The sequence below is a fragment of the Marisediminitalea oceani genome (assembly GCF_003731635.1).
Lineage (GTDB): Bacteria > Pseudomonadota > Gammaproteobacteria > Enterobacterales > Alteromonadaceae > Alteromonas > Alteromonas oceani.
This window is the reverse complement of sequence record NZ_RCUA01000032.1, coordinates 176575-188547: the sequence shown is the minus strand read 5'-3', so window position 1 is coordinate 188547 and position 11973 is coordinate 176575. Positions and strand designations below refer to the sequence as shown.

At 50.0% G+C, this 11973-nt stretch carries 11 protein-coding genes; 6 read left to right on the top strand and 5 right to left on the bottom strand.

The annotated features are described in order from the left end of the window. Both D9T21_RS22865 and D9T21_RS10290 read left to right on the top strand, forming a co-directional pair. The coding region (locus D9T21_RS22865) for a hypothetical protein (protein WP_206427259.1) at window positions 1-275 on the top strand (275 nt) is incomplete at its 5' end. Window positions 276-286: 11 nt separating this feature from the next. Further along, a complete protein-coding gene (locus D9T21_RS10290) occupies window positions 287-850 on the top strand; it encodes a chorismate--pyruvate lyase family protein (protein WP_164464642.1) in 564 nt (187 codons plus the stop codon). Window positions 851-857: 7 nt separating this feature from the next. Here the strand turns inward: D9T21_RS10290 and D9T21_RS10285 are convergent, their stop codons facing one another. Beyond that, a complete protein-coding gene (locus D9T21_RS10285; RefSeq protein WP_123324855.1) occupies window positions 858-1430 on the bottom strand; it encodes a D-sedoheptulose-7-phosphate isomerase in 573 nt (190 codons plus the stop codon). A gap of 105 nt (window positions 1431-1535) precedes the next feature. Here D9T21_RS10285 and gmhB point away from each other — a divergent pair, with 105 nt between their 5' ends. Then, entirely contained in the window at window positions 1536-2096 is a 561-nt protein-coding gene (gmhB, locus tag D9T21_RS10280) for a D-glycero-beta-D-manno-heptose 1,7-bisphosphate 7-phosphatase (RefSeq protein ID WP_123324854.1), read from the top strand. On the opposite strand, the gene D9T21_RS10275 is transcribed toward gmhB, so the two are convergent. The 3 genes from D9T21_RS10275 to fadB all read right to left on the bottom strand — a co-directional run bounded on the left by D9T21_RS10275 (window position 2093) and on the right by fadB (window position 6425). After that, a complete protein-coding gene (locus D9T21_RS10275) occupies window positions 2093-2962 on the bottom strand; it encodes an MBL fold metallo-hydrolase (RefSeq protein WP_241155680.1) in 870 nt (289 codons plus the stop codon). The genes gmhB and D9T21_RS10275 overlap by 4 nt on opposite strands. Window positions 2963-3090: 128 nt before the next feature. Beyond that, complete coding sequence (gene fadA / locus D9T21_RS10270; protein WP_105935708.1) at window positions 3091-4254, bottom strand: acetyl-CoA C-acyltransferase FadA; 1164 nt, start codon at window positions 4252-4254, stop codon at window positions 3091-3093. 20 nt (window positions 4255-4274) lie between these two features. Beyond that, entirely contained in the window at window positions 4275-6425 is a 2151-nt protein-coding gene (gene fadB / locus D9T21_RS10265) for a fatty acid oxidation complex subunit alpha FadB (RefSeq protein ID WP_123324853.1), read from the bottom strand. Window positions 6426-6839: 414 nt separating this feature from the next. Here fadB and D9T21_RS10260 point away from each other — a divergent pair, with 414 nt between their 5' ends. The 3 genes from D9T21_RS10260 to D9T21_RS10250 are packed head-to-tail and all read left to right on the top strand — an operon-like array spanning window position 6840 to window position 10955. After that, window positions 6840-8792 (top strand): transglycosylase SLT domain-containing protein, encoded by a 1953-nt coding sequence (locus tag D9T21_RS10260; protein ID WP_123324852.1) that lies wholly within the window; start codon window positions 6840-6842, stop codon window positions 8790-8792. A 57-nt stretch (window positions 8793-8849) separates the two neighbouring features. Next, entirely contained in the window at window positions 8850-10196 is a 1347-nt protein-coding gene (gene pepQ / locus D9T21_RS10255; RefSeq protein WP_123324851.1) for a Xaa-Pro dipeptidase, read from the top strand. A 48-nt stretch (window positions 10197-10244) separates the two neighbouring features. Continuing rightward, window positions 10245-10955, top strand: a complete 711-nt coding sequence (locus tag D9T21_RS10250) for a ZIP family metal transporter (RefSeq protein WP_273023756.1) — start codon at window positions 10245-10247, stop codon at window positions 10953-10955. Here D9T21_RS10250 and ispB read toward each other — a convergent pair. Then, on the bottom strand, window positions 10952-11923 hold the full coding sequence (gene ispB / locus D9T21_RS10245; RefSeq protein WP_123324849.1) for an octaprenyl diphosphate synthase: 972 nt from the start codon (window positions 11921-11923) through the stop codon (window positions 10952-10954). The genes D9T21_RS10250 and ispB overlap by 4 nt on opposite strands. Window positions 11924-11973 lie beyond the last annotated feature (50 nt).

Below are 11973 nucleotides of genomic sequence, written 5' to 3'. Positions count from 1 at the left end.
ATCACTTGTCGAATGCCACCGGCATTCGCCATGCTTCTACGAAGCACCGTTCTTCACCGGTGACCGGCGCAGCCCCATGTGAGAGCTTTCTTAATTTAATAAAACAAAGAACTGTCATCCCGGTTTCGCTCGGCGAAGACCGGGACCCCCATCGTCCAACCGTAGAGTTCAGAACTACCGATATTAGCACCAGTAACATCTTAACCAATCGGACAAAAATAAAACCCATATTAAATGTAACCAGCAATGATAGAATTGCGCCTAAAAGTAATTGATAAGATTAGTAGTGATCAGAAAGCATTTTAAAACGAAAGGGTTTTTCGACGGTGGCGCTGTTATTAATAATAATGGCGAAGAAGTCGATCTGTCTTTGCTTCCGCCTTTCTTGAGAACGCTGTTAGTAACAGATGGTACAGTGACTAAAACTCTTGAGGCCTTTTACTGGGAACCCATCAAAGTCGTCAGCATTACGCAGGAACTGGTACAAAAACCTAATAGAATAACGGTCTTTGATAAAGACGAAGTAGGGCAGTTTCTTCATCGGGAAATAGAGTTAGTTGGCCAATACACTGATACCAGTTATGCCACAGCGGATTCCTATATTTGTTTATCCCGACTTCCATCCTCAACGGCGGAGAGGTTGATCGCAAATAAGATAGGGATTGGCGAATTACTAAGAGATGAAGGCCTTGAGTCCTACCGGGAGATTTTTGATTTTGGCGTAGACAATTCTTTGTCTGAGAATGGTAAGACTTCAGTAGAGACTGCTTACCGTACCTATGTGATAAATATTAATGGTGTCTACGCGATAGAAATCACTGAGCGCTTCCCCATCGATTGCTATCGCTAAATACCGCTTATTTAAAATATAGCTCTTCTACCGCGCCGCAAAGAATATGACCAAGCATAATGTGGCACTCCTGAATGCGAGCTGTATTAGAAGACGGCATCCGTAACGTATTGCACATATCTGCCATCTTGCCCGCTCCTTGACCTGTCCATCCCCAGGTTTTGATACTTTTCGCATTTGCTACCTTGACAGCTTCGACTACGTTTTTGCTATTACCACTGGTTGATATGGCGATAAAAATGTCCTTGTCCTGACCGATACTCTCTAGCTCTCTTGAGAATACATATTCATAGCCATAGTCATTGCCAATAGCACTTAAGGTTGAACTGTTCGTCCCTAAAGCAACTGAAGCCAATGATGAACGTTCCCGCTCAAACCTTGCAGTAAACTCTGCAGACAAATGCTGTGCATCGGCAAAACTGCCCCCGTTACCACAAAAAATAATTTTCCCGCCATCTTTAAGTGAGTCAATACAGGCTTCTATCAACGTTTGTAATTCTGATAGTAGTGCATCATCCTGAATGACCTGTTCTTTAACGGTAATAGAGTTGCGAATTTTTGATTTTATTTGAGTTAACATAGGGTTCAATTTTATTTTTGAAAAACTCGAAATATTATAACGTTAATTATGAGCTTATGCGTAATCTAGTTAATCTTTACTTTATTAAATCACGGAACACTTAATATGCCTGAAGCAGTGCGTAAAGCGTTTTTCCTCGACAGGGATGGTGTAATTAACATTGATCACGGCTATGTATGCGAGCCCGAGAGTTTTGAGTTTGCACCTGGTGTGTTTGAAGCCTGCAAACGCATTGTGGATGAAGGCTATGTCATCATTGTTGTCACAAATCAGGCGGGGATTGGTCGGGGATATTATACCGAAGAGAAGTTTGCGGCACTTACCAAATGGATGTGTGAGCAATTTTCCCAACATGGGGTCGCCATTACCGATGTACGTTTTTGCCCCCATCATGCCACCCACGGCCAGGGCGAATACCTTAAAGATTGTGATTTCCGTAAGCCAAATCCAGGCATGATCAACGCTGCTGCCACAAAACATCAGATTGATTTGGCAAGCTCGGTGATGATTGGCGACAAAATGTCAGATATACAGGCCGGGCAAAGTGCCGGAATACAGCACTTATACCTGGTGGATTCGAACTACGAAAGTGATGGTGTAGCATCCGGCTACCAACGCTGTGCCAGCCTGTTTGATGCAGTAACGCAGCACTTTAAAGGTCATTAGGTCGTATCAAGGTCAGCCCGAAAATTAAAATAGGAATCGTCCACCAGTGACTGGTACACGCCTTTAATATTGTCGGCCAGCCATTCGTTATACATTTTCAGATCGCTGAACTGCTCTAGTGTAATGCTTTGCTGTAATTCCGCTAACGTTTTTCCGGCCAGCATGCCGTCTCTTACGGCACTATAAAGCGCTTCCAGATACGCCAGATAATGTTCAATATCCGCACGAGTACCGATATCGGCATGGCCGCCTACAAACACCTCAAAGTCGTAGCGATTAAGTACCGCTTTGGTGGAGCTGATCATGCCCTGTATGTCGTAGCCGGGCAGATCTTTATAGGGTAAGCGACCTACCACTATCCAATCTACAACATGCAATACTCCGGCGGGTTGAATAAGGTAGCTTACCGAGCCCTTGCCGTTATTCTCGCCATGGTAAGCCAGGAGAACCTGAGTTGAGCAGGAAGTAACGGTTAGTTCATCGTTGAATGTAATATCAGGTTGCCGGGTTGGCAGGCGGGTAAATACAATGTCCCGGGCAGCTTGTTGGTGAGCAATCACTACGGTTTTATCGCTGGCCAGCTGTTCGCCACCACTAACGTGATCGGTATGATTGTGGCTGTACAGCATATAACTTACTGGCAGTAGCTTTTTTTGGGAAAGGTATTGCCTTAGGTAGCTCGCCGCATCAGGGCTGATGGGATCGGTAACAATAGTACCCTGTTCAGTGGTGACAAATACCGAATGATAGTTGCCGGCAGTAAAGCGATACACATTGTCCTTCACCTGCTCAATAGCATATTCAGCGGCGTGTGCAGAAAAAGAAAACAAACTAATCAAAGAAAAAAGGAACATCGTTACCTTCATGAAAACTCCCTGGCAAAAACAAAGTAGCAATGGGTTAACTACGCCGGGCATGCCGGTAAAGCTCAGATTTTCTGGCGACAACAAAAAAGGGCACCGCTAAGGTGCCCTTTCAATGAAGTTATACTGACCTACACGCGTTCAAATACGGTAGCAATACCCTGGCCTAAACCAATACACATGGTCGCCAGACCGATTGATTTGTCGTTAGCTTCCATCAGGTTAATTAAAGTGGTGCTGATACGAGAGCCTGAGCAACCCAGAGGGTGACCAAGCGCAATGGCACCGCCGTTTAAGTTAACGCATTCGTCGTACTTATCCAGCCAGCCAAGTTGCTTGATACAGCTAAGCGCTTGAGCTGCAAAGGCTTCGTTAAACTCAGCAATCTCAATATCATCCATGGTTAAGCCCGCACGCTTGAGGGCTTTTTGGGTAGCAGGCACCGGGCCGTAACCCATGATCGCCGCGTCACAGCCAGCCACACCCATTGAGCGAATCTTAGCGCGTGGTGTCAGGCCCAGCTCTTTGGCACGATCGGCCGACATTAGCAGCATTGCCGAAGCACCGTCTGAAATCGCCGAAGCAGATCCCGCAGTAACAGTACCGTTAACCGGATCAAATACCGGACGCAGCGCAGCCATGGTTTCTGGGGTACTCTCCGGGCGGATAACTTCGTCAAAGTCGACCATCTTTAACACGCCGTCAGCATCATGGCCTTCGGTGGCGACAATCTCGCTAGCCCAGCGGCCTTCCAGATGTGCCTGATGCGCTTTCTGGTGTGAGCGGGCTGCGAAGGCATCCTGCATCTCACGGGTAATGCCGTTCTGACGGCCCAGCAGTTCTGCTGTCATGCCCATGTTACCAGACGCTTTGGCGGTATATTTTGCCAGACCCGGGTGGAAGTCTAGGTTAAAGGTCATTGGCACATGACCCATGTGCTCCACACCACCAATCATGTACACGTCGCCCTGACCGGTCATGATACCTTTAGTGGCATCATGCAGCGCCTGCATGGATGAGCCACACAAACGGTTAACCGTTACCGCAGAAGTACTACGTGGAATTTCTGTTAACAGCTGGGCATTACGGGCAACGTTAAAGCCCTGCTCTTTGGTTTGCTGCACACAGCCCCAGATAATGTCTTCAATTTCTGCCGGATCCACATTGGGGTTTCTGGCAATCAGGGCACTCATTAAGTGCGCCGATAAACTCTCGGCACGAACGTTTCTGAATACGCCACCTTTGGAGCGACCCATGGGTGTGCGAATACAGTCAATAACTACTACATCTTTCATGATTATGTCTCCTAAGGTGATTAAGCGAAGTAAGATTTACCTTCAGCGGCCATTTGACGAACGCCGTCTGTAATTTGGTAAATCGGACCTAAATGGGCGTATTTGTCGGCAAGTTCGACAAAGTTCGCTAATCCCATAGTTTCGATGTAACGGAAAATACCACCACGGAACGGCGGGAAGCCAAGTCCGTAAATCAGGGCCATATCGGCTTCGGCAGCACTTGCCACGATGCCTTCCTCAAGACAACGAATCGCTTCGTTGGCCATCGGGATCATCAGGCGGGCAATGATTTCTTCACTGCTAAACTCACTGGCTTCTGCCTGGTGAGGTTTAATCAGCTCATAAGCTTCAGGGGCCGCATCTTTCTTCGGCTTACCACGCTTATCTTTACTGAAGTTATAGAAGCCTTTGGCATTCTTCTGACCTAAACGCTCTTCTTTGAACAATAGCGTTACCGGATCGTTTTCGACTTTTGCCATACGCTCAGGAATACCGTCTGCCATAACCGAGGCGGCATGGTCTGCCGTATCCATTCCTACTACGTCGAGCAGGTAGGCCGGGCCCATTGGCCAGCCAAATTGTTTTTCCATTACTTTATCAACGGCAACAAAATCGGCGCCATCGAGTACCAGTTTCGAGAAGCCTGCAAAGTAAGGGAATAATACGCGGTTCACCAAAAAGCCCGGGCAGTCATTTACTACAATCGGCGTTTTGCCCATTTGCAGCGTGGTCGCTACTACGGCAGCAATGGTGTCGTCTGAGGTTTTCTCGCCGCGGATGATTTCGACCAGTGGCATGCGGTGCACCGGGTTAAAGAAGTGCATACCGCAGAAGCGCTCTGGTTTTTCCAGGCTTTCTGCCAGCTGGTTAATCGAAATGGTAGAGGTGTTTGAACACAGGATGGTGTCGTCATCCACGTGCTGCTCGGTTTCTTTCAGAACGATGCTTTTAACCTTCGGATTTTCAACTACCGCTTCAATGACCAGATCAACGTCCTTAATGGCGCTGTATTCCAGCGATGGAGTAATAGCATTGAGGGTTTTAGCCATTTTTTCTGGCGTAACTTTACCCAGCTGCATGCCTTTGTTAAGGATCTTAGCGGCTTCAGACAGGCCGAGGTCCAGAGCGGGCTGGTTAATGTCTTTCATTACTACTGGCAAGCCTTTCACGGCGCTCTGGTAAGCAATACCGCCACCCATGATACCGGCACCCAGTACCGCATTCATTTTGACTGCTTTAGTGGCTGACTTGGCTAACTTCTTACCTTTGCCTTTCACCAGTTGGTCGGCCATGAAAATACCAATCTGCGCTTTCGCCGCATCGGTTTTAGCCAGTTTGACAAAGCCCTGGTTTTCCAGCGCCAGCGCGCCATCACGATCCAGTGACGAAGCATTCTTAACAGTTTCTACCATCATGTGCGGAGCCGGGTAGTGCTTACCTGCTTTGGCAGCAACGAAAGCCTGAGCGGTAGAGAAGCTCATCATCGCTTCATTGCTGTTTAATTTGAGCGGCGCTTTCTTGCTGGCCCGGCGAGCCTGCCAGTCGATTTTGCCGGCGGCGGCATCCGCCACCATGCTAAGAGCGGCTTCAGTCAGCTTTTCAGGTGCAACAACGGCATCAACGGCGCCTTCATTAAGTGCCTGCTGGCCTTTTCTGTCTTTACCCGTGGTCATCCACTCAAGGGCGTTATCCGAACCAATGAGGCGTGGCAGGCGAACCGTACCACCGAAGCCAGGCATCAGGCCTAATTTCACTTCCGGCAGGCCGATAGAAGCCGTGGTATCCACAACGCGAAGGTCACAGGCCAGTGCCATCTCACAACCACCACCCAGCGCAAAGCCATTCACGGCAGCGACGGTGGGGACCGGCAGATCTTCGAAACGGTCAAACACTTTTGATGTTTTGGAAACCCAGGCCAGCACTTCTTCTTCTGGCTGAGCAAACATATCGGTAAATTCAGTGATGTCGGCACCAACGATAAAAGCCGGTTTGGCGCTGCGAACTACCACACCTTTTACATCGCTGTTAGCAGCGATTGCCTGGGTAGCTTCGTCCAGGTCACTGATTGTCTGGCGGTCGAATTTATTTACCGAGCCCTTGGCATCAAATACCAGCTCAGCAAAACCGTTATCCAACAGTGATACCGTTAGATTTTGGCCTTCGTAGATCATTGTTGTCTCCTTTCAGCGTTACGCGTGAAATTAATAAAATTGTAGGGAGGCGCGTTTTCTTTAAAACCCTGATTCTTTCCAATGCAGAGAAAAATATCAACAAAAATTCAAACAGGTGTTTCAATTATGTTGAGTCAATGGTGTCTAAGGTAACGTTTTCAAGCCCTTTAACGCATATTTAATTTATTTATAGTTGTGTATAGCCATTCCTGTCGCTGCCATTTTTTGCCAATTTTGCTAAATTAGATATACGGGCAGGCGATTCCGGCAATGCTGTTGTTGATGTTAGCACTGTTGGTTACTTTTTGCCCTGAAACTCGTACAAAAGCGAGTCATCGAATATCGCTGTCATCCCGGACGCAGAGTCTCTACACTACAAGACTCTGATATGGCCCGGGCAAAAAAGGAGATGTTGTGCAGGCATTGCGGTTTGTACTGCTAATCACGTTACTGAATTGGTTTGCTTCGCCGTATGCGGTGGCCGAAGACGGCAAACTGCGTGAACAGCAACGCGAACAATTTTTAAGCCTGGAGAAACAACTCAATACACTGCCGGTATCAAAACTACCCGCTATACACAAAGACATTGAGGATCTGGCGAACTATCCGCTGGTACCATATTTAAAACTGCGACTTGCCGAGCGCACCCTGGGGAGCCTGTCCGACACCACCGTTAATGAATTTCTTGCCCGCTATGCTGGTACGCCTCTGGCGACGCATTTGCGCAAGCGCTGGCTGGATTTACTTAGCAAACAGCAAAGAAAAGCGGCGTTTATTGAAGCCTATCAACCGGGGCTTGGCACTAAATATACCTGCCGCTATCTGCACTATCAGCTACAGCAGTCGGACAACCCGGACTACTGGTTTGAGCAGGTTGATGCGCTTTGGTTGTCCGGACAGTCGCGTCCGGATGAGTGCGATCCGGTATTTAAACAGTGGCAACAGGCTGGCCATATGACCACCGACAGGGTGTTGGGGCGCATCGAAAAAGTGGTCAGAGGCGGCGATCGTAATCTGTTGGGCTATCTGCAGCGCCGGCTGCCTGCCTCGCATCATTATCTGGTGGATTTATGGCGGCAGACCCGTCGCTCATCGTCTACGGTACTGAAATACAGTCTGTTTCCCCGTAAGTATCCGGAGCAGGAAAAGGCCGTGCTTTATTACGGTCTGATCCGGCTGGCCTGGCAGACGCCAACCAAAGCGATAAAAGCTTTTCAGTACTGGCAGGGCAAAATCGCATTCAGTGAGGCACAAATCAGACAAATTTATCGCGCCATTGCCATCAGTCTGGTGATTGAAGGCGATGATAACGCCAGTGAGTGGCTGGCGAAGGCGAACGTGCCTGATGCTGAAGAAGACGTCAGACACTGGCATCTTGCCTATATGCTGCGGCAAAGTGACTGGCAGCAGGCGCTGGAAGTCATTCAGACCGCACCGGCAGATGAGCAGCGCCAGGACGCTTTTCGTTACTGGCGGGCTCGGGGACTTTCAGAGCTTAATGCTGAGCAGGTGCCACAACAGCTTTATGGTGAGTTAGCCAAAGAGCGTCATTATTACGGGTTTCTGGCCAGTGCCCGTTTGCAACAACCGCCGGAGCTGGCCGATAAGCCTCTTGAAATGAGCGATTACACCCTGGCCAGAATGAGCACGGTGCCGGCGGTGCAACGCGCCTACGAGTTATTTAAGCTGGGCCGCTTTGTGGAAGCACGGCGTGAGTGGTATTACCTGAACCGGCGCCTGACCAACGAAGAAAAGCGGGCGGTAACGCTGCTTGCCAGCGACTGGGGATGGCACGATCAGGCCATTATCGGCTTTGCTCAAACCGGTTACTTCAACGATGTGCGCCGCCGTTTTCCCATGGCGTTTGCCGAAGAGTTTCAGCAGCAGGCTTCAGAGCATGAGGTCGACCCGGCGCTGGCTATGGCGATTGCCCGACGGGAGAGCTCGTTTATGGTTGATGCGGTATCACCGGCCGGGGCCCGGGGCCTGATGCAACTGATGCCGGGCACCGTCAATTACATCAGTAAGCAGCGGGTGGGGTATCGTACTCTGCTTCAGCCAGAGCAAAATCTTGAATTTGGTATTCAGTATCTGAAATACCTCAACGAGAAGCTTAATTATAATCCGGTGCTGGTGTCGGCTTCGTATAACGCTGGCTGGCAGCGGGTGATGGAGTGGTTGCCAACCAACGGTGAGCAATCGCTGGATGTGTGGATTGAAAACATCCCCTACCGGGAAACCCGTCATTATGTTAAAGCGGTGATGGCTTACCGCTATATCTATCAGGTACAACTTGGCCAGCCGTCGCACCTGTTCGATACTTTGAGTCGCATGAAACTCTCGGCAGACAGCCTGACTTTACCTTAGGCCCGTGGTAGTGTTATGCGCCATAATATAAGCATAAAAGATAACGACAGAGGCACTATGACAGAGCATCACGACCTGTATGCAGCGCATATTGAAACCCTTCAGCAACGTACCCGCGAAGCCGTGGAACGGGAAGGACTGGAAGGGTTGGTTATTCACTCAGGTCAAAGCAAGCGATTGTTTTTAGACGACAACCATTATCCTTTTAAGGTTAACCCACAGTTTAAGGCCTGGTTACCGGTTATCGATAACCCAAACTGCTGGCTGGTGGTTAACGGGGTGGATAAACCCAAGCTCATTTTTTACCGGCCCACCGACTTCTGGCACAAAGTGCCGCCTGAGCCCAACGAATACTGGACTGACTGTTTCGACGTGGTCATGCTCAGGCAGGCGGATATGGTGGAAAAGCATCTGCCGTACGACAAACGCAACTTTGCCTACGTAGGTGAGTATATTGAAGTAGCCAGTGCGTTAGGCTTTACCAATGTGAATCCCGACCGGGCACTGCATTACTTACATTACCAACGCGCTTATAAAACTGACTATGAGCTGGCCTGCATGCGCGAAGCTAACCGTATAGCGGTGGCAGGTCACCGGGCGGCGGCGCAGGCGTTCTTTGCCGGCGAAAGCGAGTTTAATATAAACCTCGCTTACAATGCTGCTACTCAGCAGGGCGACAACGATGTGCCCTACACCGGTATCATTGCCCTTAATGAACATTGTTCGATTCTCCACTACATGCACTACGACACTGCTAAACCAGACCAGCATCGTTCCTTTCTGATTGATGCCGGTGCGAATTACAATGGCTATGCGGCAGACATCACCCGCACCTACACGGTGGGAGATAATCCGTTCAAAGGGCTTATCAGCGAACTCGATAAGTTAACCCTGTCACTGGCCGGCAGGTTAAAACCTGGTGTGGATTATGCCGATATTCATCTGGCGGCCCATGAGGGTATTGCCGATGTGCTGGTGCAGGCCGGACTGGTTAACATGAGTGCTGAGGACTGCCTGACGCAGGGTATTACCCGTACTTTCTTCCCGCACGGAATTGGCCACTTCCTGGGGTTACAGGTGCATGATGTGGGCGGGCTGGTAATGGACGACCGCGGCACACCCAAGCCTGCGCCTGACGAACACCCATTTTTACGCTGTACCCGCACGGTGGAAGCCCGTCAGGTCTTTACCATCGAACCTGGCCTGTATTTTATAGAGTCTCTGCTTGCCGATCTGAAAAGCAGCGAGTCTTCCAAGTACATTAACTGGGATGTGGTCGATAAGTATCGCCCCTACGGCGGCATCCGTATTGAAGATAACATTATCGTGCATCGTGACAACAACGAAAATATGACCCGGATCGCCGAACGGATTGCCGAACGGCTCGCCGAGCAGAACGCTTAGAGTAACGCGTAGTGAGCCGCCGGGAACACAGTTAACAGAGGGAATTGCGTGACAGACCCGTCAGTCGTTTATGTAGTGATAATGGCACTTGTGGCAGGTCTGGCCATGCCCGCCGGCGGACTATTAGCCAGGGTTGAAGGCGTTTTTCCGGCATGGCTCGACGAAGAATTACGGCATGGCATTCTCGCCATGGGGGCAGGAGCCCTGCTTTCGGCGGTGGCGCTGGTGCTGGTGCCGGATGGCATGCAGGAACTGGGTACTGCCGCCTCCTGTGTAAGTTTCCTTTTGGGGGCGCTGGCCTTCATGGGGCTGGACATCTGGCTGGCCCGTAGAAAGCTTCCCGCTAGTCAGCTGGCATCAATGCTATCTGACTTTGTTCCCGAATCTATTGCGCTGGGTACTACTGCAGCCCTGGGCGGCGGCAGTGTGTTACTGGGGCTGTTGATTGCCGTGCAAAATTTTCCGGAAGGGTTTAATGCCTACCGTGAGCTTAAAGCCGCGGGTCATTACAGCGCGCGGCGAATTCTGTTTATGTTCCTGCTGATGGCGTTTCTGGGGCCAGTGCTGGCGCTGATTGGCTATTTTGTGCTGGCGGAATATACCGTCATAGTGTCGGCTATTATGCTGTTTGCCGCCGGCGGCATTCTGTATTCAGTACTACAGGACATCGCGCCTCAGGTACGCATGGAAAACAGCTGGGCACCACCGCTGGGCGGGATCCTGGGTTTTATGATAGGAATGCTTGGATTTAGTCTTTAGCTATTACGGTCTACAGCGATGTGCGCCAGGGCAATCAGCGCCTGCTTGTAATCGCTTGGTGGCAGAACGTTAAGCGCAGAGATTGCCATATCAGCTTCTTCAAAGGCTTTCTGACGGGTATAGTTCAGCGCACCGGTGTCGTTCATCACCGTTACAATACGCTGTAAATGCGGTAAACCGTTGGCTTCTTCGATGGCTTCCCGGATCAGCGCTGCATCTTCATCACCGGCATGCCACATAGCGTATAGCAATGGCAGGGTAGGCTTACCTTCGGCCAGGTCGTCACCGGCGTTCTTACCCATGGCATCGCTGTCTGACTCATAGTCGAGAATATCATCGGCCAGCTGGAAAGCGGTACCTAAATGACGGCCATAGGCCTGCATAGCCTGTTCAATCTCATCCGACTGGCCAGTGATTACCGCCGCTAACTGGGTAGCCGCTTCAAACAGACGAGCAGTTTTACCATAGATAACGTCAAAATAGCTGGCTTCGGTGGTATCCGGGTCGTTGCAGTTCATTAACTGCTGCACTTCGCCCTGAGCGATACGGTTAGTGGAGTCAGACAGTATTTCCATCACCCGCATACTTTGCAGTTCAACCATCATCTGGAAACTGCGGGTATACAGGAAATCACCAACCAGTACACTGGCCTGGTTACCGAACAGCGCGTTGGCCGTTTCGCGGCCCCGGCGCATGGTTGATTCATCTACTACGTCGTCGTGTAACAGCGTGGCGGTATGAATAAACTCAATGATTGCCGCCAGTGTATGATGCTGTCCAGACTCGATTTGCAGTGCTCTGGCTGCCAACACGGTTAATAACGGACGCAGGCGCTTGCCGCCACTGTTTACAATATAGAAGCCGAGTTGATTGATCAGGGCAACATCCGAATCAACCTGCTGCTGGATCAGTTGATTAACTGCCTGCATGTCGGATTCGGCCAATGCTTTTATTTGATCAATATTCATAGCGTCTCGTAGTGTCCGGTACGTGTAAGCTGACTGGCAGCAGATTGTAC